The organism is Paenibacillus baekrokdamisoli, from assembly GCF_003945345.1.
GTDB classification, from domain to species: domain Bacteria; phylum Bacillota; class Bacilli; order Paenibacillales; family Paenibacillaceae; genus Paenibacillus_Z; species Paenibacillus_Z baekrokdamisoli.
Window position 1 is genome coordinate 42,594 of record NZ_AP019308.1, and the last position, 24,691, is coordinate 67,284.

28 protein-coding genes are annotated in these 24,691 nt (G+C 47.7%); 22 read left to right on the forward strand and 6 right to left on the reverse strand.

The features are described from left to right. Positions 1-4 precede the first annotated feature (4 nt). The 10 genes from EKN16_RS00130 (at position 5) to EKN16_RS00175 (ending at position 6,947) form a co-directional block, all read left to right on the forward strand. Entirely contained in the window at positions 5-1,126 is a 1,122-nt protein-coding gene (locus EKN16_RS00130; RefSeq protein WP_125653149.1) for a hypothetical protein, read from the forward strand. After that, positions 1,123-1,872: a glycosyltransferase family 2 protein gene (locus EKN16_RS00135; RefSeq protein ID WP_125653150.1), complete on the forward strand. Its 750-nt coding sequence runs from the start codon at positions 1,123-1,125 to the stop codon at positions 1,870-1,872. The genes EKN16_RS00130 and EKN16_RS00135 overlap by 4 nt, the downstream gene beginning before the upstream one ends. Before the next feature lie 64 nt (positions 1,873-1,936). Next, positions 1,937-2,659: a sugar phosphate nucleotidyltransferase gene (locus EKN16_RS00140; protein WP_125653151.1), complete on the forward strand. Its 723-nt coding sequence runs from the start codon at positions 1,937-1,939 to the stop codon at positions 2,657-2,659. Further along, positions 2,656-3,744, forward strand: a complete 1,089-nt coding sequence (locus EKN16_RS00145) for a GT-D fold domain-containing protein (protein ID WP_232016135.1) — start codon at positions 2,656-2,658, stop codon at positions 3,742-3,744. Before EKN16_RS00140 ends, EKN16_RS00145 begins: the two co-directional genes overlap by 4 nt. 42 nt (positions 3,745-3,786) lie before the next feature. Next, positions 3,787-5,175 (forward strand): glycosyltransferase family 2 protein, encoded by a 1,389-nt coding sequence (locus EKN16_RS00150; protein ID WP_125653152.1) that lies wholly within the window; start codon positions 3,787-3,789, stop codon positions 5,173-5,175. A 101-nt stretch (positions 5,176-5,276) separates the two neighbouring features. Further along, entirely contained in the window at positions 5,277-5,564 is a 288-nt protein-coding gene (locus tag EKN16_RS00155) for a nucleoside-diphosphate sugar epimerase (RefSeq protein WP_125653153.1), read from the forward strand. 27 nt (positions 5,565-5,591) lie between these two features. Next, complete coding sequence (locus EKN16_RS00160; RefSeq protein WP_125653154.1) at positions 5,592-5,933, forward strand: alpha-helical endospore appendage domain-containing protein; 342 nt, start codon at positions 5,592-5,594, stop codon at positions 5,931-5,933. After that, complete coding sequence (locus EKN16_RS00165) at positions 5,930-6,232, forward strand: hypothetical protein (protein ID WP_125653155.1); 303 nt, start codon at positions 5,930-5,932, stop codon at positions 6,230-6,232. The genes EKN16_RS00160 and EKN16_RS00165 overlap by 4 nt, the downstream gene beginning before the upstream one ends. A 16-nt stretch (positions 6,233-6,248) precedes the next feature. Continuing rightward, positions 6,249-6,542 (forward strand): hypothetical protein, encoded by a 294-nt coding sequence (locus EKN16_RS00170; RefSeq protein ID WP_125653156.1) that lies wholly within the window; start codon positions 6,249-6,251, stop codon positions 6,540-6,542. 99 nt (positions 6,543-6,641) lie between these two features. Beyond that, positions 6,642-6,947 carry a hypothetical protein gene (locus tag EKN16_RS00175; RefSeq protein WP_125653157.1) on the forward strand — a complete coding sequence of 102 codons (306 nt, stop codon included), beginning with the start codon at positions 6,642-6,644 and terminating at the stop codon, positions 6,945-6,947. A gap of 5 nt (positions 6,948-6,952) precedes the next feature. Here EKN16_RS00175 and EKN16_RS00180 read toward each other — a convergent pair whose 3' ends face one another. Both EKN16_RS00180 and EKN16_RS00185 read right to left on the reverse strand, forming a co-directional pair. After that, positions 6,953-7,480, reverse strand: a complete 528-nt coding sequence (locus EKN16_RS00180) for a DinB family protein (RefSeq protein ID WP_125653158.1) — start codon at positions 7,478-7,480, stop codon at positions 6,953-6,955. A gap of 97 nt (positions 7,481-7,577) precedes the next feature. Continuing rightward, positions 7,578-8,858: an adenylosuccinate synthase gene (locus EKN16_RS00185; protein ID WP_125653159.1), complete on the reverse strand. Its 1,281-nt coding sequence runs from the start codon at positions 8,856-8,858 to the stop codon at positions 7,578-7,580. Between the two features lie 101 nt (positions 8,859-8,959). Between EKN16_RS00185 and EKN16_RS00190 the strand changes: the two genes are divergently transcribed. Then, entirely contained in the window at positions 8,960-9,844 is an 885-nt protein-coding gene (locus EKN16_RS00190) for a LysR family transcriptional regulator (protein ID WP_125653160.1), read from the forward strand. A 69-nt stretch (positions 9,845-9,913) separates the two neighbouring features. On the opposite strand, the gene EKN16_RS00195 is transcribed toward EKN16_RS00190, so the two are convergent. Continuing rightward, positions 9,914-10,126: a cold-shock protein gene (locus EKN16_RS00195; protein WP_221226660.1), complete on the reverse strand. Its 213-nt coding sequence runs from the start codon at positions 10,124-10,126 to the stop codon at positions 9,914-9,916. A gap of 342 nt (positions 10,127-10,468) precedes the next feature. On the opposite strand from EKN16_RS00195, the gene EKN16_RS00200 reads away from it, so the two are divergent. The 7 genes from EKN16_RS00200 (at position 10,469) to EKN16_RS00230 (ending at position 18,449) form a co-directional block, all read left to right on the forward strand. Continuing rightward, complete coding sequence (locus EKN16_RS00200; RefSeq protein ID WP_125653161.1) at positions 10,469-11,560, forward strand: CgeB family protein; 1,092 nt, start codon at positions 10,469-10,471, stop codon at positions 11,558-11,560. 41 nt (positions 11,561-11,601) lie between these two features. Continuing rightward, complete coding sequence (locus tag EKN16_RS00205) at positions 11,602-12,759, forward strand: CgeB family protein (protein ID WP_125665678.1); 1,158 nt, start codon at positions 11,602-11,604, stop codon at positions 12,757-12,759. Positions 12,760-13,000: 241 nt separating this feature from the next. Further along, positions 13,001-14,560: a glycosyltransferase family 4 protein gene (locus EKN16_RS00210; protein ID WP_125653162.1), complete on the forward strand. Its 1,560-nt coding sequence runs from the start codon at positions 13,001-13,003 to the stop codon at positions 14,558-14,560. 59 nt (positions 14,561-14,619) lie between these two features. Beyond that, entirely contained in the window at positions 14,620-15,717 is a 1,098-nt protein-coding gene (wecB, locus tag EKN16_RS00215) for a non-hydrolyzing UDP-N-acetylglucosamine 2-epimerase (RefSeq protein WP_125653163.1), read from the forward strand. Further along, on the forward strand, positions 15,707-16,690 hold the full coding sequence (locus EKN16_RS00220; RefSeq protein ID WP_125653164.1) for a polysaccharide biosynthesis protein: 984 nt from the start codon (positions 15,707-15,709) through the stop codon (positions 16,688-16,690). The genes wecB and EKN16_RS00220 overlap by 11 nt, the downstream gene beginning before the upstream one ends. Continuing rightward, the gene (locus tag EKN16_RS00225; protein ID WP_125653165.1) at positions 16,687-17,517 is read left to right on the forward strand and encodes a dTDP-4-dehydrorhamnose reductase family protein; all 831 of its coding nucleotides are present in this window, start codon (positions 16,687-16,689) and stop codon (positions 17,515-17,517) included. The genes EKN16_RS00220 and EKN16_RS00225 overlap by 4 nt, the downstream gene beginning before the upstream one ends. Further along, entirely contained in the window at positions 17,499-18,449 is a 951-nt protein-coding gene (locus EKN16_RS00230) for an NAD-dependent epimerase/dehydratase family protein (protein WP_125653166.1), read from the forward strand. Before EKN16_RS00225 ends, EKN16_RS00230 begins: the two co-directional genes overlap by 19 nt. Before the next feature lie 260 nt (positions 18,450-18,709). Here EKN16_RS00230 and EKN16_RS00235 read toward each other — a convergent pair whose 3' ends face one another. The 3 genes from EKN16_RS00235 to EKN16_RS00245 form a co-directional block, all read right to left on the reverse strand. After that, positions 18,710-19,426 (reverse strand): glycosyltransferase family 2 protein, encoded by a 717-nt coding sequence (locus tag EKN16_RS00235; RefSeq protein ID WP_232016137.1) that lies wholly within the window; start codon positions 19,424-19,426, stop codon positions 18,710-18,712. Positions 19,427-19,701: 275 nt separating this feature from the next. After that, positions 19,702-20,613 carry a J domain-containing protein gene (locus tag EKN16_RS00240; RefSeq protein WP_125653168.1) on the reverse strand — a complete coding sequence of 304 codons (912 nt, stop codon included), beginning with the start codon at positions 20,611-20,613 and terminating at the stop codon, positions 19,702-19,704. An 87-nt stretch (positions 20,614-20,700) separates the two neighbouring features. Continuing rightward, positions 20,701-21,693 carry a ketoacyl-ACP synthase III gene (locus tag EKN16_RS00245; protein WP_125653169.1) on the reverse strand — a complete coding sequence of 331 codons (993 nt, stop codon included), beginning with the start codon at positions 21,691-21,693 and terminating at the stop codon, positions 20,701-20,703. 158 nt (positions 21,694-21,851) lie between these two features. Here EKN16_RS00245 and EKN16_RS00250 point away from each other — a divergent pair, with 158 nt between their 5' ends. The 4 genes from EKN16_RS00250 (at position 21,852) to EKN16_RS00260 (ending at position 24,617) form a co-directional block, all read left to right on the forward strand. Further along, a complete protein-coding gene (locus EKN16_RS00250; protein ID WP_125653170.1) occupies positions 21,852-22,304 on the forward strand; it encodes a hypothetical protein in 453 nt (150 codons plus the stop codon). Positions 22,305-22,326: 22 nt separating this feature from the next. Next, entirely contained in the window at positions 22,327-22,542 is a 216-nt protein-coding gene (locus tag EKN16_RS31945) for a DUF5939 domain-containing protein (protein WP_232016631.1), read from the forward strand. Next, a complete protein-coding gene (locus EKN16_RS00255; protein ID WP_125653171.1) occupies positions 22,526-23,563 on the forward strand; it encodes an adenylate/guanylate cyclase domain-containing protein in 1,038 nt (345 codons plus the stop codon). The genes EKN16_RS31945 and EKN16_RS00255 overlap by 17 nt, the downstream gene beginning before the upstream one ends. Positions 23,564-23,678: 115 nt before the next feature. After that, positions 23,679-24,617, forward strand: a complete 939-nt coding sequence (locus tag EKN16_RS00260; RefSeq protein ID WP_125653172.1) for a YhcN/YlaJ family sporulation lipoprotein — start codon at positions 23,679-23,681, stop codon at positions 24,615-24,617. The last annotated feature ends 74 nt before the right edge of the window (positions 24,618-24,691 follow it).

The following is a 24,691-nucleotide window of genomic DNA, read 5'->3' on the forward strand; positions in this document are numbered from 1 at the left end:
TTCCATGCGGTTGAGAAAAGTGAGGCGTACCCGTAAAACACGAAAGCGATCAGGCCGTATTTCCCGTTCTCGCCCCTCGCTAAGTCATCCTAAACGTCCAAAACGTCCAAAACGTCCTAAACGTCCTAAACGTCATATTGCCCCAGCTAGTAAACAGAATGCAGCTTATAGCGCTGGTATACATGATGCGAGAATTTTGCGGGAATCTGGATTTGTTATTGAACTCTCCCCTTCCTTGAAGCAACAGATTAATGAAAGCTGGACACACAGATACGGACAGGATCGGTCGTCTTTACTTACGCACAAAATGATTGCTGAAGGCAAGCACTATGCACAAGGCTTTCTATCCGAGCTGAATTTACCCGAGCAGACATGGCTTCCTATTCCGATGAAGAAGGCAGCCGCTGCAATCGTGCTTACGGGGGATGGCATAAATCTGCTCGCGCTGAAGGAATTATTAAGGTTGCCGCTAGAGGAAATTATTGTGATGCTTGAGGGAGCGGATGAACAGTGCTTCGCGGCTGTTCGAAGCTTGCCGGGCATTACGGTTGTTCATACGAAGGAGTCACTTGGTCAGGACGTTGGTCGTGCAGTTGGCACTAGGCTAACGAGCGCGGAGACGATATTATTCACCAATGGAGCGGAAGCTGTACCCGCTGAGCAGCTAGCTCACTTATTAATAGCGATAGATAATAACGCGGATCTGGCATTAACGGATGGCAGCGAATCCGTGGGGCTTTTTCGAGAATGGGATGATCTCACGCGGGTGAAAGCTTTTATGAACTGGTCATTAGGTCGACCGGATTTGCTAGCTAATTCCGCAGCTGAGCTGCCTAACGCATGGTCGCGTAAAGGAATAAACCTTATCGGTACAGCAGCCCTATCTGTACCTCCTGTTGCACATCAATTGGCGATTGAACATAAGTTAATCATTATGAGTTGTCCGGTCCCAGATGCGGTGCGTACCGTGAGTCGAAAAGGTCAGCTGCCCCCTAATACAGCAGTCAATAAGCTTGAGGTCGGGGATCACATTGAAGCGCTAACGGCGGCAATGGGGCTGCGCGGCAGCAGACTTTCGTATCCAGACCGCGTCCGAACTCGGTTCCCCGATCGAGGAGGAACATGAGGAATCAAACGAGCATTATCCTTCCCAGCTATAACGGACTGGAGCTCCTCCAGCAATCCATAGGTGCCATTCGAATGTATACAAATGAACAGGAAACACCATATGAACTTATCGTGGTCGATAACGGTTCGAATGATGGAAGCTGTGAGTGGTGTAGGATAGAGGGAATTACCTTTATATCGATGCCCACGAACAGCGGCTTTCCCCGCGCTTGTAATAAAGGCATGCGTCTTGCTGCAGGAGATAGTCTGCTGCTCTTGAATAACGATGTCACTGTGACACATGGCTGGTTGTCAGAACTTACGGAAACGTTATTTAGCCAAGCGGAGATTGGATTGGTAGGTCCTGTTACGAACCATGCGAGTGGCAAGCAGCAGGTCTCCTACCCTTTTTCATCCCTCCAGGAATTTCATCGCATGGCTGCAGAAGTTCGCAGCAAGGTGGAGCTCGCTTCAGAGCCCGTCATGCGACTTATTGGCTTCTGCCTGTTGATTAAAAGAGAGGTATACGAGCGGATTGGCGAGCTTGATGAGAGGTTTACTCCTGGTCATTATGAGGATGATGATTACTGCTTGCGGGCACGAATGCAGGGCTATAGCTTACAAATGTGTACGAATGTTTTTGTTCATCATGAAGGCAGCGTGAGCTTCAAACGGAGTAATCCTGAAGAGGTACAGCAGCTAATCGAACGTAACCGCCAACAATTTATTACCAAATGGCAGATAGATCCCGCATGTTTTATATAGAATTGCAGACTTATGACGAATATCATCTGTGATAATGGAGCTTATGCTTAGGAGGTTATTTTTAGTGAAAGCTGTCATCTTGGCTGGTGGAACGGGTACGAGGCTGCTGCCTTTGACGAGATTGTTGAATAAGCATTTACTGCCGGTTGGCAAACTCCCGATGATTTGCTACAGCCTCCAGAGTTTGAATGAAGCTGGCATATCTGATATTTTGCTGGTGACAGGACGGCAGGCCGCTGGTTCATTTATCCAATTTCTTGGAAGCGGATATGAATATGGCGTGTCACTCACTTACCGGATACAAGAGGAAGCTGGAGGCATTGCACAGGCGTTGGAGCTTGCCAAACCTTTTGTCGGCAATGATCAAAAGTTTGTCGTATTGCTAGGCGATAATTTATTCGAAGAGTCACTTAAACCGCATATTGATGCTTTTGAACAGCAGCCAGAAGGGGCTATGGTGCTGCTTAAGCAGGTGCCGGATCCAGAACGCTATGGAGTACCGGTATTCGATGCAAACGGATATATTGAGCGCATTGATGAGAAGCCTGCTCATCCGCAAACGAATTATTGTGTAACGGGTATCTATATGTACGATACCTCTGTATTCACATACATTACGGAGCAAGCCCCTTCTAATCGGGGAGAGCTTGAGATTACAGATGTCAATAATGCCTATGCAGGCAAAAGGAAATTGGCATTCAGTCATTTGCAGGGCTGGTGGACAGATGCCGGTACTTTTGATTCGTTGCTTGAGGCTGCTGTGAAGCTAATGGGAGCTGCACCATGAAACGTCGAACGGATGCGCCTCGAAGAAGAACCACTTCCGCAGTGTCTAATGCTAAGCCAGCTGGATCTAGCCCATCACATAAAGGCAATCGGGCAAAAATTAGAGTTAAAAAGGGGCCAGCTGCACGACGATCACGCCTTCGTAAATTAAAGAAACGGACAAGAGCGGGGAATCGTCCCTCCTCTAAACGTCTACATCGTCAGCCTCTTATTGCCCTGCCGGCAGCGCTGGAGTTGTCACATGAAGATTTAGCTAGTGTTCGTGAATCCGCCTATCATGATGGCTATGAACGCGGGGTATACGAAGGAGGCGAACTGCTCCTCGAACAGTCCACGCCTGCCCAAACCCTGCTTCCAGAAGTAAGTCTGCAAGAAGTTATCGCTGCGGGCGTTGAGATGCTCAGACCACGCTGTTATTCACTTATGGATGTACATGAGGTCTATGCGGAAATGGATAAGGCTATTCAATTGCAGCGGCCGTGCTCGGTTGTAAGGCTGGGGGACGGAGAGCTGCTTGCTTTATCCCAAGAGGTTGTTTATGACAGTGAGACCATCAAGAGGGAAGGGGGCTTTCTTCCCTACGCAGGCGTACATCCTCCAGATTTGAATGCCCGGGATCAGCTGGCGCTTGCTGTCAGCCATGCACAGATCGTCGGAGTGCCGATGTCGAGAATGAAGCATTTTCAACCTCTGCTGTATCCAGTGCTGCGCAGTCATGGTATTGATCCAGGCAGTTTGCATATGACCTACTCTACCATTAACTATAGTCTAAATCATGCAGGACTGCTTTCGAGGCTGCTTCAAGGCCGTAGACTGCTGCTAATCGGCAACGCTGCTCCAGCGCTTGCGCGCGTGTTTGTCGAGCGCGGATTTATCGTTTCGGGAATCATTAATCCTGTTAATGGGTTTGCGGATATTGATCGTGTGATGCGGGAGGTACGGGAGACGGTGTTCGATTTGGCGCTAGTATCTGCTGGTATTCCGGCTGTCATTATTAGCTACCGAATTGCGATGGAGCGGGGCAAGGTGGCTATGGATTTTGGGCATATGGCGGATTCAATCGTCAAGGGTGAGGCGGTGCTGTAACCTTTAGAACAAACCAGGGAAACGGAATGGGAGAGGGAAGCGATGAAGCAACAGAGGCGGCAAGCTCGCCCGCATAAGCGGCGCCGGTCTGCGCGATCCGCCGTCCGTAGAGTGAAGCCGCGCACATATCCAATTGGAATAAAAGCTGGCTATGAGGAAGGGCTGCGATCGGGCTACGAGAGATTCAGCCATTATTTTGAAGGCACAAGTATTATCATTCCAAGCTATAACCAAGTGGATTATTTGAAGCAATGCATAGATAGTATTGGCAGCCATACAGATACAGCTTACGAAATTATTGTTGTCGATAATGCTTCGACGGACGGAACAGCAGACTATTTGAAGGGAATAGTCGGTCAGGTGCGCTATCGAATATTAGAGACCAATAGAGGCTTTGCAGGCGCGATTAATGTCGGCATGATGATGGCCAAAGGAACCACGCTGCTTTTGCTTAACAATGATACGATTGTGACCAAACGGTGGCTTGGGAATCTATTGGATTGTTTGCATAGTGATCCGAAGATTGGCATGGTCGGACCGGTTACGAATTATATCAGTGGTGATCAATGCATTGAGGTTCCATATACAAGAGTGAAGGATATGCCGATATTTGCAGAACAATTCAATGTTTCTGACTCGGGTAAATGGCAGCGAACGGACCGATTAACGGGCTTCTGCTTGCTCTTTCATCGGAAGCTGTGGGAACGTACTGGGTTTCTGGATGAAGGTTTTACGGTAGGAAACTACGAGGATGATGATTACAATATCCGTGTTCGTCTTCAAGGCTATGCCCTAGTTATTGCGAGGGATACGTTTATCCATCATTATGGCAGTGTCAGTATGAAAGCACTCGGTGAGAAGATCGTTGAAGTGAATGATCATAATTTGCAGGTGTATTCGAACAAATGGGGCAATCCGTATGACCTTATTCACCGCGTTAAAGAAATGATGCGGTTTCGGATAACGAGCGGGGAGCCAGCAGAGGAGCAGCTGCAGCCTCTGGGTGAAACGGCGTTTTTTCCTGAATTTGTACTTATACGAGGTGTAAATGAAACACCATATTGGGTGGAGAACGGTATTCGGAGACCGATAACGGGAGAAGTGACACTGCCAGTGATCCGAGTATCACAAGTCGACTTAAGACGCTGGCCTTGTGGAGAGGCGATCTCGGCGGAGGAAGCAGTTGAGCGCTGGAACGGGCAGTCGGCTGGATCAGAGAGAGCGGCGTTTGATGGCTTAACAGCAGTGGGAACCAACGGCATATTCTACATGGTAGAGAAGGGGACACGGCGCCGAGTAACAAGCCGAGCAGCTGTGGAGGCATGGGGCTTGCAATTCAAGCCAACAGCACTATTGTCTGAGGAACAGCTCGGCATGTTAGCTGAAGGCATGCCGATTATCGCCCCTGTACGGGTAGCCTCGCATTTGTAGCAGCTTTGCGGAATCGAATGCAGGCTGGTCTGTATGAACCTTCACAGTATCATGCGTAGATAGCGAGCATATGCTGGTAAAGAGCAAGGAGGGACAGTGGCATGCAGCATATTGTAACGGAAATGATCGAGCATATGTCACATTCACATGCGCAAATGGCGCGAATCCTTGAGACCAAACGTCATGTTGCGGTTCGGATGGCACAGATGGTGCAAGCATTGCCCGATCACCACCCGAGTTTCGGGGGGATGAGTGAGCTGATGGAAAGCTCCCATGCGTTAACGAAGAACGTCGTTGCTTATTTGAATAGTATAGCCGATCTACAGGAGACGATGGCGGCGACCATTGGCGCTGTGATGAAGGAGCTTGGCGGCGAGGACGAAGAATAAGGCGGAGGAAAGGGAGCGTGCAGAGCGATGAGTCGAGAAAAAGCCTACGCGCGAATGCTCGATGCCTCCGCCAAGATGCAATGGAACGTGGCGATGATCTTAGAGGCAAAGGCACTTGAAGCGGAGAAAGTGCGAAGCTGGCTGTGTAATCACGTCACACCGGAAGCTTATACGGAGCACCAGGAGCATTTGAAGGAAACGCTGCTCGTACATGGGCTGCTTATTGAAGTTATAGACGGATTAACCAAGCTTAACCAAGGCATGGTGAATGTGCTCAAGGCGACGCTGCGTCATGATCAGGATAGTGGTGGCAGCGACATGGGGAACATGTTCGGCGGAAATTTCGATATGGGGGATAAGAACGAATGAAACTGGTCCACAAGGAGTGGGAGGCTCGAATCGAGCTTATCCGTTCAATCGCGAGGAGCCAGCAAGCGGTCGCTCGTATACTCGATAGTGTTGCTGATGTCTCTGAGCACTCCCCTGAAATGGCCAAGTCAATTCGAGATAACATAGCATCACTCACTGCTATGCAGCTCACGATGGCGGAGACGGTTGCCGAAATGCGTATAAAGATGCGTAGGCGTAAGGGGGATCCTGCTAAGCCTTGGCTGAAATCGGATGCCTATATACCAGTGAGCAATGGCATAGCCATTGACAGACGATGAACGGGAGGAAAGTGAATTGATCCAAACAGTACGTAAGCGCAAAAAGCGCATCGTATCGGCTGTTAAACGAACCAAGCGCGTCAAGGGTCCGAGTGCGAATCCAAAGAAAGCGAGCCGCAGCAAAAAGTTAGGCAAGGGAAAAGGGATAACCCGGCGTCGAATCAGAATGCGAAGCCGCAAATCAAAAACCAAGACCAACAATAGCGGATACAATCGAGCTTTTGATCATTCCTATAACGTAGGTTATAACGCGGGCTTCGCCAAAGGATTCGAAGATGGCCACCAGTTGGCCTATGAGCAGCAAGTGTAGGACAGCGAGCGCCTGGGGCGATCGCTGTTTTTTTGTGTGAAAAGGGGAATGTGATAATATAGTTGAATTACTATAATATTTTATAAGGCGGTACCCATCATGGCATTCGGTATTACGAGAAAAGAGTTGGAGCGTTGGAAGGAGAAGGTAACGAGCGGCGAGATCGCTTTCCTTACTCATTATTGGTTCGATCCCCGTTTCCCGACTAGCAACTCGGTGACTAAAGTGGGCTGCTCGGACTTGGGGAAATTGTCTGACTGGTGTGTGGGGAGAGGGCTTAATCCGAGCTATATTCATCGTCGTCAGCCCTTCCCCCACTATGACCTGATAGGTCCCAAACAGAGTGAAATTTTAAAGCTAGAACAGGAATGGGAGCAATTGAGGAAGTTTGGGATGGCTGATTAAGAAACTTATTGGCTGCTGCCGAGCCCATAACGCGCTTCCAATACCCCGCGATGATGCTTCTCATGGCCTGCAATGACATAAGCGGCTGCACGTACGGTCAACTTGGCATCATATAAGGTGCCTGAGCGAAGCCAAGCCTTATCCTTCAAACCTTTCAACAGCATGATCGTAGAGCGGCGCACGACTATAAACTCCTCCAGAAGATCGTCGATCTGTTGAAGATGGAAGGAGGATTCGGCTGCGAATTGATTCTCATCATAGCTCTTGCATACATGATTATCGCCCCTTGCGATTCGCAATATGCGGTATGCCCAAATCCGCTCGTTATCTGTGATGTGACCAAGAACCTCTTTCACACTCCACTTGCCTTCTGCATACCTAAAGTCCGCTTGATCATCCGTTAACTGACTGAATAAAGAGGTCATTTCATGAAGCTGCTCTTCCAAAATGTTGACAATATTACCTTCGGTTATGAGCTTGATATATTGTTCAAAATAGGGAGGGAACTCGTTTGCTTCCAGCTTAGTAGTCATCCTAGCACCTCTTTCATTATTTGTTATTCCTATTAGACGAGCCTGATGCTGGTGTAAATATATAAGGGTGCCTTAAGTTCGTTTCTAGTCTTACTTGTTAAACCCGCTCAATCAGCTGCTCTCGTCGTGGCCCAACTGAAATCCAGCGGATCGGAATGCCGATTAGCTGCTCCAAATATCGAACATATTGCTGGGCATTCGGCGGAAGCGCAGTAAATTCTCGAATAGAAGATATATCTTCCATCCAGCCCGGCATCGTCTCAAGTATAGGCTTGGCATTCACAAGCTGAGGAGTAACGGGAAACAGGGTGATTTGTTTGCCATCTATTTCATACGCGGTACAAATAGGTATAGCTTCTAAGTAACCCAGCACATCGAGGTTGGTCAAAGCAACCTCCGTCGCACCTTGCAGTGAACAGCCATATGCCGTTGCAACGGCATCGAACCAGCCCATCCGTCTTGGTCTGCCTGTTGTTGCGCCATATTCACCTGCATCACCGCCAAGCTTCCGAAGCTTCTCCGCATCTGCCCCTTCTAACTCGGTTACAAAGGGTCCTTCGCCCACGGAGCTTGAATAAGCCTTAGTCACAGCAATAATACGTTGAATGGCATGGGGTGGAACGCCGGCTCCAACCGAAGCATAACCGGCCAGCGTTGACGAGGAGGTCGAGTAGGGATAGATGCCATGGTCGGGATCGCGAAGCGCACCTAGCTGACCTTCGACTAGGATTTGCTCTTTCTTATTGACTGCGTCTCGCAGTAATTGTGAGGTATTACATACAAAAGGACGGAGCCGCTCAGCATAAACCTGCAAGCCAACAATAAGGTCCTCTAAATCAAGCAGAGGCTTCTTATATAAATGCTCCAGAAGCACGTTCTTGGCTGCAAGTGATGCCTTTAACCTCGTTCTAAGACGCTCTTCTTCATATAAATCAGCAACTTGAATGCCGAGCTTAGCGGCTTTATCTGCATAGAAAGGCGCAATTCCAGATCGTGTAGAACCAAATTTGCCATCGCCTAATCGCTCCTCCTCCAGCTCGTCGAACAGCTTGTGGTAAGGCAGCACGAGCTGCGCACGATCCGAAATTCGTAGATTGGGCTCGGGAACGCCTCTAGTCTTCAATCCATCCAGCTCCTGGAACAAATCGCTCAAGTTAAGAGCAACCCCCGTTCCGATAATATTCGTAGTCTCTGGATAAAAGACACCGGACGGAAGCAAATGAAGCGCGAATTTGCCATAGGCATTAATAATTGTGTGACCGGCATTGCTTCCACCTTGATAGCGTACAACATAACGGGCGTTTCCTGCGAGGGCGTCAGTTATTTTTCCTTTGCCTTCGTCGCCCCAATTTGCGCCTACAATAGCTGTGATTGGCATACGAACACTCCTTTATTTTCTTTCTATAACTCATTATAATTTGGAGATAGGCTATTAATAAAATGAATATTAGTAATACCTCATATAAAGGTGGTTAATGGATGGTTGAGTATATGGAGTGGTATCGCGTCTTTTATTACACGGCCAAAACAGGCAGCTTGTCTAAAGCAGCAGAAGCCCTATTCATCACACAGCCTGCGGTTACGCATACGATCAAGCAGCTGGAGGCCAAGCTTGGCGGACAGTTATTCTTCCGAACCTCCAAAGGAGTTCGACTCACGGCAGATGGTGAAGCACTCTTTCCTTACATTGAACAAGCGTATCATTTTATCGAGAATGGGGAGCGTAAAATTGCCGATATGCACCAGCTTCTGGACGGCGATTTGAAGATTGGAGCAGGGGATACACTGTCGAGACATTATTTGCTGCCCTATTTGTCTGATTTTCATAAGAAGTATCCTGCTATCAAAATCCAAGTGACGAACCGGACAACGGAAGAGACACTTATGCTATTGAAACAGGGTAGAATTGATATGGGTATCGTCAATTTGCCTATCATCGATCAAGAGGTAGTGATTCAAGAAACCCTTACGATAGAGGATTGTTTTATTGTGGGTGAGGCTTATAAGGAGCTCTCGGACAAGCCCGTATCTTGGGCGCAACTAATGAGTTATCCAATCATTATGCTGGAAAAGGGTAGTGTTACACGTTCTTATGTGGATAGGATAGCGGAACAGCAGGGGGTTGCGATTAAACCGGAGATTGAGCTGGGCAGCATTGATTTATTGTTGGAATTTGCTCGGATTGGGCTTGGAGTGGCCTGCTTAGTCAAGAATTTCATTACAGAGGAGCTTCAGCGGCAGGAGGTATATGAGGTTCAATTGGACAAGCCGATTCCACAGCGAAGAGTCGGAATCGCTACGCTGAAGAACGTGCCGCTAACGGCTGCGGCAGATACGTTCATACAGAATATGCTTAAACAATAATTGAATAGGTCATTGAATTTGCCCCTCCTGCGGTAAAGCCGCAGGAGGGGCGTTGTTATTTTTCTTATGCTATTGAAAGCCTCTTTTAGTCCCGTTGGAAAGGATCGGAAGAGTTTTAATTCCGCTAACCATGCTTGAGCTGCAGATCGGACAGGCTGGTTGCTCCCCGAAAGAAAAATCATCTCTCATCCAACAGGTACATCCTTCATTGCTGCATGTCCAAATGGAAGTATCTTCTTCTGGAATCGGTTCAATATGCTTCTTTGAGAAATGGATAATCATGACCTCCTAAAGTTTTTTGTGCGGCTCTGCTTAAGATACCGGATTAACGGTAGCGTCCAGCAAAAACTCGCTACGGAAGCATACGCTTTGTTTTACGAAGTAAAACGACTTCGTAAGCATGGACTTAGTTTTTGTGCGGCTCTTTGAAACTCCTTTTGCATGGTCCTCATACAGCTTCTTTCTAATATGTGATGGACTTACCAAATTTATGCATACCAGCTATTGACCTTAGGGGTTAAACGCCAATTTTGTATCCTAGACGGACAAGTGACCAAGAGCCTTGCGAGTCACTAGCATACATATATAGACAGAACGAACATAGATGAGGCAGGGGTGTGCACCATGCTATCAAAGAAAAAAAAGTCCTCCGCTGCCGCGGACAAAGGGTATGCTTCCGGATATGAGAAAGGTCTGCGGGACGGCGCCTGTGAGTCGCTGGTGCGTCTTATAGAGCCGGTTATTTCCCTTACTCGAAATGTAAGTATCCTTTATATACCACAGGGCTTCGAAGCTATCGATCAAGGGATTATTGAGGCGCTTCGTCAATTAGTCCGCGAGGTGCATGTGTCAGATTCGAAGCACATGGCCGAGCAAGCCTCATTAATAAGACCGGATTGGATGCTTGTACTTAATGGGCTGCATGTGTTCCCAGAGGATCATCTCGGGCAGGTGGATGCCGTTCGAGCGCTCGGCATAAGAACGGCAATTTGGTTTGCTGATGATCCATACGTTTCGGAAGAAACCGTAAGTATTGCCCCGCATTATGATGTCGTGCTCACACATGAGTTGAGCACGGTTGAGTTATATCGTGAACGGGGCTGCCAGGCTGTTCATTACATGCCGCTTGCTGTCCATTCTAAATGGTTTAAGCCAATGAGAACGGAAGAGAAGTATCGGAGTGATATCTGCTTCATAGGTCAGGGCTTCTGGAATCGTGTAGAGTTATTCGATTTACTCGCGCCTTACTTAGCTGGTAAGCGAGTGTTCATTGCAGGCGGGCTTTGGGATCGGCTGTCAAATTACACTTTGCTTAAACCCTATATCCGGATGGGCTGGCTGCCTGTCGAGGAATCGATTCGTTATTATAACGGAGCGAAAATTGTCATCAACCTCCATCGAACGACACTAGCTGGCAGCGATAATAAGAACACCCATAACCTGCCAGGCCGCTCCATCAATCCTCGGACTTTTGAAATTTCGGCCTGCGGTACGCTGCAGTTAACTGATGTGCGTGAGGATTTGTCTCTCTACTATCAATCTGGCAAGGAGCTTGAAACCTTTTCTTCAGCGGAGGAACTTCGAGCCAAGATTGACTATTATTTGGGTCATGAGGAAGAGCGAAGACAAATTGCGCTGCGCGGATTGCGCAGAACACGAAGGGAACACACCTTTATTACGAGGATTCAGCAGCTTGCTGATGAACTGCAATGGTAAGACGATTGAATACAAATAAGCGCAAGAAAGGAATGAGGCTGATGAAAGCTTCTTTACGAAAACGTCGACGTATTCAACCGGTTCAAAGGCGTTATCGAGCAGTACAGGGAATCACCCGCGGGAGGGCGGATGGCTTTCGGTTGGGGTGGGAGCATGGCCATTGGTATGGTCAATGCGAATCGATCCTCAAGCCCTTACTGGCGAAGCAAGAGCAAATGCAGGGTGTCAGGCCCATTCATGTGCTCTTCGTTGCTACTGGCAAAGGTTTTCCCTATTCCCCGATCGATAACGCCATCTCCTCAACCCTGCGAGGGCTTGTCGCTCAACTGACCATTACGGATGCGGCGCAGCCCGTAGCGGATATCGCGTTACGGATTAGACCGGATCTTGTCCTTGTCCTTGATGGTCTTCTGTTCAATGTTGATCAAATCGATCTCATTCGGCAAAATGGCATCCGTACCGCAATCTGGTTCACGGATGACCCGTACTATACAGATATTACCTCTGGAATTGCGCTGCATTATGATGATGTGTTCACGCTTGAGCTCACCTGTGTGGAGTTTTATCGTAATCGAGGCTGCAATCGGGTCTACTATTTGCCGCTAGGAGCATTCCCCACCGAGTTTAGGCCCCGTAATCCAGCTCGTACAATGCGCCATGAGATTTGTTTCATTGGCTCCGCTTATTTGAATCGGCTCGTTTTCTTCGATGAGGTTACCGCTTATCTGGCAACAAAAGATACGCATATATCCGGTATTTGGTGGGAGCGTCTGCGTGATTTTCGTCTAATGGAAAGTAAGATCGAGGTTGGCCGCTGGATGGAACCGCGAGAAACGGCTGACATGTATAATGGGGCCAAAATTACCATTAACATGCACCGGGCACATGATGATGAGACCTTTAATAGTAACAGCGCGGGTATAACGGCAGCTTCACCGAATCCCCGTACGTTCGAAATCTCAGCCTGTGCGACGCTTCAGTTGACCGATATAAGAAGTGATTTGGCATCCTTCTATACGCCAGGAGTGGAAATTGAAACTTATGCATCTCCTCAAGAAATGGTGGAGAAAATTAAATACTATTTGACACATGAGGATGAACGACGGGCAATTGCACTGCGGGGCTTGGCACGGACGATGCGTGAGCACACTTATGCCAGACGACTCGATTTGATGCTCTCTATACTATATCCGATTTAGTAGACAGAATCAGTGCACTGTTAAACGTGGATTCGATTTCTACGAATTTTTGTGCACTTGTGAAGGGTTCATCTGTCGTGCCGATTCATCGGCCCTCGCAATATAGTAAAGGAAGTAGTTTTGCTCCGCAAAACTTAGCGTATGCTTTCGAAGTAGTTTTGCTCCGCAAAACTTAGCCTATGCTTTCGAAGTAGTTTTGCTCCGCAAAACTTGTAGGAGGTGAAAGCCTGCTCATTGTAAAATGAGCATGGCGAGCTGCTTGAACCAGATAAAGCCTAAAATGTTAGTCTTCTCGCATATATGCAGCCCGCGGTATGTTACTGGCGCTGAGAAGCTTCTGCTATTCATGATCCGCGAACTGCTGCCTTTCTTTTCCTGCACGCTTGTCGTTCCGACTGAAGGTCTGATTGCGGAGCAAGCTAGATTACTTGGTATTGTCGTTATTGTTCAGAATATTCCTCTTATTGTTCCACTCTATCTTGCACTTCCTCATATGAGCAATGAAATGGATGAGAGTATGCGCAGCCCAGAATGGAAGGCGCTCCTTCTGCTCATCCACCATGAAGGTCCGAATGTCATCCTCACCAACACTTGCGTTCATCCCTTACCTGCAATAGCTGCCAAGTCACTTGGCATCCCTGTTATCTGGACGGTGATGGAGGCTATTCGCGAGACTCCGCATACAGCGATGTCGGTCGCAATCTTTGAGCGTTATTCCGATTTCATAATCGGGATCTCGGAGACGGTACTGCTTCCGTTTAGGACGGCAACTTTACTTCCGAAGACTACCTTGATTCCTCCCTCATGGGATCATGCACAGCTGAACGCTGACACCTGGCCAGAACAGCGGCAAATACGGAGGAATCAGCTTGGTATTTCGGACGGGCACAAGCTCGTTGGTTATATTTCCTCGGCGATATTTGAAGCCAAGGGCCTTGAGCATTTTATGATGATGGCGCTGTCTGTGGCGGAACAATTTCCTCAAGCGATGTTTCTCATTGTAGGTAATCCGGTGGATAACGATTATTTTGAGAGATGCTTGGATCATGCGCGCAATCAGCAGATGATGGATCGCTTCCGGTGGATTCGATTCGAGGAGCACGTGGAGACTCTCTATCCAGCCATGGATATTCTGGTCGTTCCTAGCGTAACCATTGAAGGCTTCGGCATGACTGCACTCGAAGGAATGGTGTTCGGTAAGCCGGTTGTCGTGTATGGGTCTGGTGGTTTATCCGAAATCGGTAGAGCAACAGGTAATGAAGCTTTCATCGCTAAAACCGGTGATGTGGATGGGCTATTCACTAGAGTAAGCAGCTTACTAGGCGATGATAGGAAGCTGAACGACGTTGGTACCCATAATGGGAAAATATCGATCTCTACATTCGGGATAGCGGTTTATCGCGACAAACTGCGTAAGTTTGTAGATGCCTTGCGGGTTCAACAATATCCTTCGTTTCATCTTGTTCGAGGCAATACACCCCTTGTGTATCTGTACGAGGCGGGAGAACTTCGCCCTTTTGTCACAGAAAGAGCGTTTCTGCTTGGAGGTTATCAGTTTGAGGATGTGCATCAAGTTCCTGATGAGTTAATTGATGGTCTGCCGCATGGTGCCCCGATTGGCGAGCCGCCAGTGCAGCGAATGACCAGAAGAAAACGAAGGGGAACCCAGAAAGGAACGCGGTTTCGCCTTAAGAAAGCTATGAAAAAGCGAAGTAAATCTCATCGCGGTGGAATCCGAAGAATACAACCAAAACGCAGCCGCCGCAGAAGAAAGACGAGTCGTAAGAGAAGAGGACGCTAGCTAGTCAAGGTAAGAGCAGAAAATGATATTCCTTATTGAGCAGGCAGGAGGAAGCTATCATGCGCGTGGTAACGATCTTGGGCACGCGCCCAGAAATCATTCGTCTTAGTCTTATCATTCAGAAGCTGGATGCGCTAGCCACAGAGCATGTGCTCGTGCATACAGGACAGAATTTCTCCCATTCGCTTAGTGATATTTTCTTCCAAGAGCTTGCCTTGCGGCAGCCAGACTATCTGCTTAGTGGAGCCAAACAAACGCTGGGCAGCCAGCTCTCCCTCATGTTTGGCGAAGTCGAGCGTATATTAACGTTCCATAAGCCGGATGTTGTTCTGCTGCTTGGTGACACGAATAGTGCCTTATGTGCGATTCTTGCAGAGCGGATGGGTATTCCGGTGGTGCATATGGAAGCGGGCAATCGCTGCTACGATTTGACAGTGCCGGAGGAGAAGAATAGGCGGATCATCGATGCGGTTTCCTCTATTAATATGCCTTATACATCGTATAGCAAAAATAATCTGCTTCGCGAAGGTTTCCCTAGCAACCGTATCGTACTTACCGGTAATCCGATCTACGAGGTGATTACCCATTACAAGTCTCAAATTGATGCCAGCGACATTCTTGATCGACTTCGTCTTGAAGCCGGTCGTTATATGATCGTTACCGCACATCGAGCAGAGAATGTTGATAATCCAGAACGGTTAACCGGCATTTTGGAGGGGTTAAACCGACTCGCGAGGCGATTTGACCTTCGACTTCTATGCAGCATTCACCCACGAACACGCTCACGAATTGAGAGTGGCGGCGAGAAGATTGAACTGGACGATAGAGTTGAATTACATGAACCTTTCGGCTTCTTCGATTTTGTCAGGCTGGAGCAGCATGCAGCTTGTGCAATAACAGACAGTGGAACAGTGCAAGAGGAATGCTGTTTGTTCGGTGTTCCGACCGTAACGATCCGCCAGACGACGGAGCGCCCGGAGACCATTGATTGCGGGAGTAACGTAGTATGCGGACTTAAGGCACATCGGATCGAAGAAGCGGCTGCTGTCATGATGGTGCTCCCTGCAAAGTGGGTGTGTCCAGAGGGCTACATGAATACGGATGTGTCAGATAAAGTGGTCAAATATGTGCTTGGAGGGAAATGGGATGTTTACTAATCAGCGCATTCTAGTTACCGGAGGCACCGGTTCCTGGGGGTATGAACTGATCCGTCAGCTGCTGCCTTTGCAGCCCAAACAGATCATTGTATACTCTCGCAATGAGTCAAGCCAGGTTGCGATGAACCGTATGTTTAAAAACCCGCTTTTGAGCTTTTGTATCGGGGATATCCGAGATAAGGAAGCGCTGATGAGAGCTTGTGAACGCGTGGACTATGTGTTCCATCTAGCGGCGCTAAAGCATGTACCCGTATGCGAGGATCAGCCATATGAGGCGTTGAAGACGAATGTGATCGGTACGCAGAATGTGATCGAGGCTGCAATCGCCAATCATGTGAAACGTGTCATTTATATATCAACGGATAAAGCGGCGAACCCTTCTAACTTCTACGGCATGACCAAAGCTATTGGGGAGAAGCTGATCGTCTATGCGAATCTCCTTCACTCGGAAACGACATTTATCTGTGTACGCGGAGGTAATGTGCTCGGTACGAATGGAAGTGTCGTTCATCTGTTTATGAATCAGATTCGGATGAAGCAGCAGGTCAGCATTACCGATATGAGAATGACCCGATTCTTTCTCACTCTTGAGGAAGCGATTCAGCTGTTATTCAAAGCATCTGAGGAAAGTCTTGGCGGTGAGATCTTCGTCATGACGATGCCTACTTGTCGGATTGTCGATCTGGCTGAAGTGCTTATGGACGCGATGGGAATGAAGACAGCCTTGGTAGAAAGCGGGATCAGGCCCGGCGAGAAGATTCATGAAATTCTGTTAACGGATCATGAAAGCATGACGACAATCGTATATGACAATGAATATCTAGTTATTTTACCCACGATTGATATTCCGGGACTTCGTCAGCACTACAGCATTTATCCAAAAGTTGATTTCGTGAGCTATAGCTCCAGTCAATCGCTATTGACCAAGGATGAAATTCACTCGATGCTCATCCGCGGAGGCTTCCTGCTATGAAGCTGTTGATCATTGGTGGAAGCGGAATGGCAGGTCATGTGCTGGTTCGGTACTTTCAATCTGAACCAGGCTGCACAGTCCATTACACAACACGGTCGATTGATGATTCCATGGGTCACAGGCTTGAAGTGACGGATGGTGAAGCCGTCGGTAGGCTTGTTCATGAATTAATGCCAGATGTCATTATTAATGCAGTTGGCTTGCTTAACCAAGATGCAGAGGAACACCCTCTTCTAGCATACCAAGTGAATGGCCTGCTGCCTCATTGGCTGCGGCATCTGGCTGACACGATTGATGCGCGCTTGATTCATATTAGCTCCGACTGTGTGTTCGACGGAGCTAGAGGACGCTATACCGAGGCAGATACGCCAGATGGAAGAAGCGTTTATGCTCGTTCGAAGGCGTTAGGGGAGATTATTGATAAGCGCCATCTGACGATTCGCACGTCAATCATTGGACCGGAAATCCGGAGCCATGGTATCGGTTTACTGCATTGGTTCCTTCATCAGGATGGACCGATTAGCGGCTACAGCCGCGTCTTGTGGAACGGGGTCACGACATTGGAACTGGCGAAAGCGATTACCTATGCCATTGCCAAGCCAGAGGTCTGGGGAATCATCCATCTCACAGCTGGGGAGACCATAACGAAGCTGGAGCTGTTGAGCCTGTTCCGCGATATCTTCAAACGGGACATGGTATCCATTACCCCTAATGATCATATTCATATCGATCGCTCGCTTCAATGTGCGCGCCTAGACTGGCAGTATGAGGCTCCAAGATACAGAGTCATGCTGGAGGAATTGGCGCAATGGATGAAGGAAACTTGAGCCGCCCGCGCCTCGTTATTACGGGTGCTGGCGGCTTTAGCGGCGAGCATGCTTGCCGCTATTTCAGCGCCAAGGGTTGGGAGGTGACCGCAGTGCTGAGGCGGCAAACTGCGGGACTTTTACCGGAGTGGCTGCAGCATGTGGCTGCTGTAACCTACTGTGATTTTTCCTCGCGTGAGGAAACGGAGGCATGTATTCAGCACGCTCAGCCCGAATATGTACTGCATCTGGCTGGAATGAATGCGGTAGACAGCTCTTGGCGTGATCCGATAACAGCACTGCAAAGCAATGTAATGGGAACGGTACATCTTATGGAAGCCGTAAGACAAGCGGGCCTTCCTTGCAGAGTTCTGGTTGTCGGCTCGATGCTGAGATTCAAGCTGCCTTTGGTAGGCGAGGATGGCATACCGCCTCATCCCTATAGTCTCAGCAAGACGATGCAGGTCCTGACTGTCCAGAGCTGGGCTTCGCTTTATGGCCTAGATGTTATGGCTGCGGAGCCGGCAAATTTGATTGGACCTGGACGATCGACAGGGCTCTGTGCCCTGATGGCCCGATATACTGCGGAGTCGGAGCACTGCTCTGCGAATGGCATGCAGCTGCCAAGGCCATTCCGACTTTCCTCCCGCACGGAACAGCGTGATCTTCTCGATGTTAGAGATGCAGTACGTGCTTATGAGCTGCTGCTGATGATGGGAGAACGCGGGCAAGTCTATCCCGTTACATCTGGTACGATGCGATCACTCGGTGAGCTTGTCGACCTGTTCGATTTAATCGGAAAGCAGCCCTTGCACTGGGAGATCGGCCAGTCGCAGGCGTTATCTCCGATACCTGAAGAGCCTGAAGCCATCCGTAAGCTTGGCTGGTTGCCGCAGCTAACACTTGAACAGTCGCTGCGCGATGCACTGAATGAAGCAAGGCGCAATTATTAACATCTTTGCCTCAGCCGCTCAGCGCTTTACAGGTGGGATACTGGAATGGGAACAGTACATCATAAGGAAGCCACTGACCTCAAGGCATAGAAGGGATTCGAGGCTTGCGAGAAACGATGGCATTCCTACATGAATGCGTTTGGATTTCGTTCAAGTTCAAAGCTGAACGTGAATAAGAACAATTGTTAAAAAGGCAGCAGCAAAGAGGGCACTGGTCAACAGACGCGCCCTCTTTGCTGCTGTCCTTGTTCAATCTTTTATTATCCCGGAAGCTGTGCCAGGAGTGTATCCAGACGTCCTTCATAGAGGTCACTAATGCTTTGCGCCTCAATCTTGATCGTGTCAATATGCTTGATTGTTCCCATCTGTGGATGTCGGCGATATACAGTCAATGCTTCATTGATAAAATGAAAATCGACTTGTGCTAAAACAACCCGTATCCATAAGTCATAGTCATGTGTGTAGGGCAGCGATTGATTAAACCAACCCATGCTCTGAATGAGATCCTTAGTCATCATAATTGTGCAGCCATTAACCGGACAGACGCGTTTGAGTGCGGTAATGAATGCTTTTGAAGTAGGGTATTTGGCAGCCGCGGATCGCATTATCACCGTGCTGTTCTCATTCATAATGTCAAAATCGGTATGGCTAATTTGAGCGTTCATTCGCTCCATGTAAGCGACCTGCTTCGTGATTTTATCAGGCATGAAACGATCATCTGAGCTTAGCCATGCTACATATTTACCCGTTGCCAGCTGCATACCATAGTTGAGTGCGCTTGCGGTACCTCCATTTGCTTTTCCTATATAATGAATGCGGGAGCGATAAGGAGCGAGTTTACTCTGATGCTGGGTGGAACCATCGTCAATCACAATAACCTCTATATTCGGATACGTCTGGTAGAGTGCGCTAATAACCGCTTCGTCGATATAAGGATCATTATAAAATGGAATGATAATCGAAACTTTGGGCGTCATGGCCATTCACCTCGAATGTTTTCATCTCTATTGTTACTATATGGGTAAAAGGCATGGAGAGACACGTCAGCTGTTCCCTAGCATTCGACCATTTTGCGCCACAACTGATAGATGTCTCCTATGTGAAGGATCGCTGTCGTCACAATTTGAGATACTTGTCTTTCCTTGACAAATGCGTTCACTGTGAAGGAGGTGCCCCAAAGTAAAACAACAAAAAGGCGCAGCCAAACGGTACATGATGTACTCGTTAGGCTGCGCCTTATATCGAATAGGAATTATTTGGTGTTTAAATATTTCTCAATGAAATGAGTGGCATCATCTGGCTTCTTGGCATCGAATCGGATACCGGCAATGTATTCTTTACCAAGGATAGGGAGCCCTTTGATTAATGAACTGTTTGAAACGTCATAGCCGTATATATGCTCGCTGTTAGATGCATCCTTGTTTACGGCTTTTACTGCCTTGTCTTTAAAAGCCGTGTCTAGCTTATTATCTAGAGGGGCCAGAGCACCATCCTGTGCAAGCTTGAGGAAGTTGACGCGATCCATGATATACATATCCGTTTTGTTAGTCATTAGATCGAGCATGCTCTTTTGAATAAGAGCGGAATCCTGCTGGCTTTTCATCTCAGAAGGCACATAAGTGATGAAGGCGATTACTCGCTTCCACTCTGGAAACTGAGAGAGCAGGGCGGTTTCCATAGGCTTGATATCCTCACTTGATGGATACGAGCCGCTCTTATTACCGTACTCCCCGAAGAAAGCGACAGTGACATCCGCAGGAGGCAGCTTGGCAAGCTCGGCTTGCTCGTGACGGTTATCTACATAAGCTTTGATCCCGAATATAAGGATTAGAATCAGAGCTATCGAACCAAGCAAATGAAATTTATAGTAGCTGAAGAAATGGTCAACCTTCTCCGCTGATCCAGCCATTTTCTTATATTTTCCATAAGCATTCTCGTTAAAGGCTTCTTTTGTAATCTCGTCATTATGAGCCAGAATAAGCTTGTACGCCCGATTAATCTCTTCGATATTAGGTGCTGCCAATTCTTCTTGGCCTTCTGCTTCCTCACGCTGCTTAATTGAACGGGTACGACGGATCAAGATGAAATAGCGCTTCTCCACTTCTTCTTTGTCGGCATTTTCCTGAAGGCCGAGTAGTTCGTAGGCTTTTTTTAAGTCTCCCATGGCATGTCCCTCTTATTCTGTAGCGTTCTTAAATCTAGTATAAACGCTACGCACACAAATCACTAGTTTTCTAAGTTACAAATATGGTTATAAAGTCCAGCGCAGCAGCAGAGCTGCTTCTGTAAGCCCACCACCAAACCCATATAATAGTACAAGATCACCTGCACGAATGCGTGAATCCTGCAGCGCCAGATCAATAGCGAGAGGGATCGAGGCAGCAGAGGTATTCCCATACTGGGCCATGCTGGTCAGGGTCCGTTCAAGCTTAATGCCTGTTTTCTCACAAATGGATTCAACAATTCGCATATTGGCACTATGAGGAATAAACCAGTCAATGTCATCCGGTGCCAAATGATTCTGTTCCAAAATCGTCTTAATGCCTTTCGGGACATTACTGACGGCCCATCGATAAACTTCACGACCATTCTGCACAATCATTCCATTGGTTAAGATGGGCTGGTCACCGATTGAGGGGGCTAGGCTAGAGCGGTATAAGTGATGGCCATTGCTGCCATTAGTGGATACATAAGAGCCAATGAATGAGCCTTGCTCGCTTCTTTCGAGTAGGACTGCACCTGCGCCATCACCAAATAGGATACAAGTGGAACGATCGGTATAATCAGTTGCTTTGGTTAACGTTTCCGCACCAATGACTAATATTTTTCGATGAACGCCAGATAGAAGAAGGCCATTGGCGAGTTGTAAGCCTGCAACGAAACCAGAGCAAGCAGCTTGAATATCTACAGCACCACAGTTTGTGATTCCGAATTCAGCCTGAACGCGTGCCGACATACTGGGAAAATAGGTATCCGGTGTCGTTGTTGCAACGAGCACGAAATCGACATCCGTCAAATTAACGGCGTAACGGGACTGCATATTTCTCACAGCCTTAAAGCAGAGGTCACTGCAAAATTGGTCATCTGAGGCGATTCGGCGTTCAACAATGCCAGTACGCTGAACAATCCAATCATGGTTGGTATCGACCATTTGAGCTAAATCTTCATTCGAAAGCACTTTATCAGGCACGTAAGCGCCGAAGGCTGTTATTGCAGCGTGAGATTGTAAGGATGAGTGATTCATGTGATGTTCATCTCCTTATGGTTAGGTACTAGTACCAGATACTAATACCTTTAACATTACATAAAAAGCATGGTGCTGTCAACGCTCATGAGGTAAAATATACCTACGACAAATTACGCTAATAATTGACAGGATATTGAATAAGGGGCTGAGAGTGCATGGATGAGCGGGCAGCCGTTATGAGACTCAAAATGGAGAAGAATTTTCCTATGAATAAATCTCGTGTTTGGGAAATTCTATCGGATACCGATCGGATTAACCGTGCTATTGGACTCGATCCGGTTAAACGTGGAGCGGTTGCTAAAGGAACTGCAATTAGCCGAACGCTCAAATCATCAGCACTCGGTCTTTTGCCCATGGAATGGCAAGAATATCCGTTTGAATGGACGGATCAGGAGTGGTATGAAGTATTGCGGGATTATTCTCGAGGTCCAATGAGCACTTTTCGCTCGGGTATCCATCTTATAGATAGTTCCTATGAGGGTCAGGTGCAAACGACCGTTCAGCTTTATTCAAATGTGAGTCCTGCGAGTCCAGTTCTGCTTGCACCGATAAAGGCGATAGCCAAGAAATCGATGAAGAAGACACCTAGAAGCCTTCATTCGGTTTAGTGATGATAATGAAGCAGCCGATATTAAGCCTTACGCACTAGCAGCCAAATGGAATGTCCCTAGGAACGACGTACTCAAGCTATTGCTTCATGCAACGCAGGCGGGTTTGGTTAATAAGGAATGGCGACTTATCTGCCCGAACTGTCGTGTCTCGGAGAGCTCATCGGACAAGCTAGCTACCATCGTAGACCGTTATCATTGCGACTGGTGCGGTATTGACTATGAAGGTAATGTTTGATCGCTTCGTGGAGCTTTGCTTCTCGGTTCATCCTCAAGTTCGTAAGGTGAGTCGGACCATCTACTGTGCAGGAGCACCAGCCTTTTCCCCACATATTCATTCACAAAGACTCATTCGAAGCAAAGAGACGATCAGCTTTAAGCTGCCAGAGAAATCCATTGACTGGCGTTTGCGCGTATTACGAAGCAATGAGCATTTGCCTTTGTCAGTAGTAGCTTACCCGAAAGACTCGATTAGGAACCGAGATCAAATTTATGAGGAAACAAAGGAAGCCGAGCTGATCGGACAAGGTTGGGTGACTAAGGATATTCAGGGGCAGCCAGGGCAGACCTTGCGAGTAACGAATAATCGAGATACGGATGTCATGGTCGTCATTGAGCGAGAAGGCTGGGAAGATATTGTAGCTACCGCTTCGCAAATCATGCTGTTCCCAGAATTTCGTTCGATGTTCTCAACCGATGTACTAGCTCCCGGACAGCAAGCGGGAATTTCTAGCTTAACGGTGCTTTTCACCGATTTATGCGGTTCAACAGCGTACTACGAAGAGGTTGGGGATTCAAGCGCTTATGGATATGTGAGGCAGATGTTTGATTTTCTCATGACGGTTGTAGAAAAGCATGGAGGTTCTGTTGTAAAAACGATTGGTGATGCTGTTATGGCGGTATTCGATAGTGCGGAGGATGGTTTGGAAGCTGCATTGTTTATTCAACGCAAGTGGCATGCGGAGAAAGAGCTTAGCTTGCGTATAGGACTTCATCATGGACCAGCAGTTGCTGTAGGGATGAATGGACGAAATGATTATTTTGGGCGGACCGTCAATATGGCTGCACGTATTCAAGCGCTTGGTGGTCCTGGAGAAATCGTCATGGAATCAGGGCTTCACCAACGACTGGCTGGTCATAAGAAGGAGCGAGATAAGCGACCCTCTTCGATTCAAACCTCAGAGCCCTTTATTGCAGAATTGAAGGGGCTTAGTGAGCCGGTGAAATTAAATTCGTATTCAAGTAGAGCAAGCAGTTAGGGTGTAACTGTAACGATCGAAATGTGTATAAAAGTTGCCTGCATAGCCCCTCTCCGTTCGGTAAACGCTATAAGCGGGCCGAAAATCTTGAGAGCATGAAACGGAGGATGGGAACATGCAGCGTAAATGGGTATTGCTTGCAGCTGGCGCGATGATTACCACCATGCTTACCGGTTGTATGGACAGACAGGGGGAAGTGGGCAATCGCAATATTCGTGGAAACAGTGTGAGATATGACGGGAATGGCAATGCCATCCTGAACAAAAGATTCGCCAATGACCAAATGAATGAAATGAACCGTATGAACGGAATGAGATTGAACAGCAACAATCTTGTTGGACTGCACAAGAATTATCGCCTTGAAATGAGCAAGGATGCTTCGGTTCGATTGGAGTCCTTGAAGGAAATAGGTAAAGCGTATGTCATGCTGACGGACAATAATGCCTATGTAGCCGTGACATTAAATAAAGGAACCTTAGGTAGTAAATCAATCCATTCTGAATCAAGGACACCAAATCGGCCAATCAGTCGAACCAATCAGGCCTATATGCGTCCCGATATGAAGGATGGTAATCGCATTTATGATCTCGATAACAAATCATACCCCAAACCGCTCAATTACGATCTGCAGAGCCATGATAAGCATGATCCCATGAAGGGTATGCATAAGCTCCAAAGTATGAACGGGTATACGAATAATAATGATGGTATGAATGGGCTTGATGGGAATAATAACAGATATGGCTCCGCCATCACCAAGCATAGTCCGGCAAGTGAATACGATTTGAATGGCGTGAGAAGCAGCAGTAATCAACATGCTATCCAAAGCCTAGAGGCACACACGGGGGATGTTATTCCCACTGTTTTGAAGGAAAAAATCGTGATGGAAATTAAGAAATTAGTACCGCAGATCGATCATGTATATGTTTCTGCTAATTCCGACTTTGTTAGCCGCATGGCGTCCTACATGGAGGATGTTAAGCTTGGCCATCCTATCCAAGGCTTTATTACCGAGTTTAATGCAATGGTGGAAAGAATATTCCCTGTCAAATGAGGTTAGTTTCCGACAGCTTCATGTTAATATCACCCAATGCTGAACAACTGATTCGCTCAATGGCGATAATCAGT

Excerpts from the sequence above, each read along its gene's own strand:
- EKN16_RS00235 (WP_232016137.1), bottom strand. The coding sequence starts at position 19,426 with ATGACGCCCAAAGTTTCGATTATCATTCCATTTTATAATGATCCTTAT.
- EKN16_RS00145 (WP_232016135.1), top strand. The coding sequence starts at position 2,656 with ATGAAACGTCGAACGGATGCGCCTCGAAGAAGAACCACTTCCGCAGTG.
- EKN16_RS00195 (WP_221226660.1), bottom strand. The coding sequence starts at position 10,126 with ATGATTATCCATTTCTCAAAGAAGCATATTGAACCGATTCCAGAAGAA.
- EKN16_RS00255 (WP_125653171.1), top strand. The coding sequence starts at position 22,526 with ATGAAGGTAATGTTTGATCGCTTCGTGGAGCTTTGCTTCTCGGTTCAT.
- EKN16_RS00130 (WP_125653149.1), top strand. The coding sequence starts at position 5 with ATGCGGTTGAGAAAAGTGAGGCGTACCCGTAAAACACGAAAGCGATCA.
- EKN16_RS00260 (WP_125653172.1), top strand. The coding sequence starts at position 23,679 with ATGCAGCGTAAATGGGTATTGCTTGCAGCTGGCGCGATGATTACCACC.
- EKN16_RS00180 (WP_125653158.1), bottom strand. The coding sequence starts at position 7,480 with ATGACTACTAAGCTGGAAGCAAACGAGTTCCCTCCCTATTTTGAACAA.
- EKN16_RS00160 (WP_125653154.1), top strand. The coding sequence starts at position 5,592 with ATGAGTCGAGAAAAAGCCTACGCGCGAATGCTCGATGCCTCCGCCAAG.
- EKN16_RS00155 (WP_125653153.1), top strand. The coding sequence starts at position 5,277 with ATGCAGCATATTGTAACGGAAATGATCGAGCATATGTCACATTCACAT.
- EKN16_RS00230 (WP_125653166.1), top strand. The coding sequence starts at position 17,499 with ATGGATGAAGGAAACTTGAGCCGCCCGCGCCTCGTTATTACGGGTGCT.
- EKN16_RS00250 (WP_125653170.1), top strand. The coding sequence starts at position 21,852 with ATGGATGAGCGGGCAGCCGTTATGAGACTCAAAATGGAGAAGAATTTT.
- EKN16_RS00175 (WP_125653157.1), top strand. The coding sequence starts at position 6,642 with ATGGCATTCGGTATTACGAGAAAAGAGTTGGAGCGTTGGAAGGAGAAG.
- EKN16_RS00205 (WP_125665678.1), top strand. The coding sequence starts at position 11,602 with ATGAAAGCTTCTTTACGAAAACGTCGACGTATTCAACCGGTTCAAAGG.
- EKN16_RS00240 (WP_125653168.1), bottom strand. The coding sequence starts at position 20,613 with ATGGGAGACTTAAAAAAAGCCTACGAACTACTCGGCCTTCAGGAAAAT.
- EKN16_RS00220 (WP_125653164.1), top strand. The coding sequence starts at position 15,707 with ATGTTTACTAATCAGCGCATTCTAGTTACCGGAGGCACCGGTTCCTGG.
- EKN16_RS00190 (WP_125653160.1), top strand. The coding sequence starts at position 8,960 with ATGGTTGAGTATATGGAGTGGTATCGCGTCTTTTATTACACGGCCAAA.
- EKN16_RS00210 (WP_125653162.1), top strand. The coding sequence starts at position 13,001 with ATGAGCATGGCGAGCTGCTTGAACCAGATAAAGCCTAAAATGTTAGTC.
- EKN16_RS00185 (WP_125653159.1), bottom strand. The coding sequence starts at position 8,858 with ATGCCAATCACAGCTATTGTAGGCGCAAATTGGGGCGACGAAGGCAAA.
- EKN16_RS00200 (WP_125653161.1), top strand. The coding sequence starts at position 10,469 with ATGCTATCAAAGAAAAAAAAGTCCTCCGCTGCCGCGGACAAAGGGTAT.
- EKN16_RS00225 (WP_125653165.1), top strand. The coding sequence starts at position 16,687 with ATGAAGCTGTTGATCATTGGTGGAAGCGGAATGGCAGGTCATGTGCTG.
- EKN16_RS00165 (WP_125653155.1), top strand. The coding sequence starts at position 5,930 with ATGAAACTGGTCCACAAGGAGTGGGAGGCTCGAATCGAGCTTATCCGT.
- wecB (WP_125653163.1), top strand. The coding sequence starts at position 14,620 with ATGCGCGTGGTAACGATCTTGGGCACGCGCCCAGAAATCATTCGTCTT.
- EKN16_RS00245 (WP_125653169.1), bottom strand. The coding sequence starts at position 21,693 with ATGAATCACTCATCCTTACAATCTCACGCTGCAATAACAGCCTTCGGC.
- EKN16_RS00135 (WP_125653150.1), top strand. The coding sequence starts at position 1,123 with ATGAGGAATCAAACGAGCATTATCCTTCCCAGCTATAACGGACTGGAG.
- EKN16_RS00150 (WP_125653152.1), top strand. The coding sequence starts at position 3,787 with ATGAAGCAACAGAGGCGGCAAGCTCGCCCGCATAAGCGGCGCCGGTCT.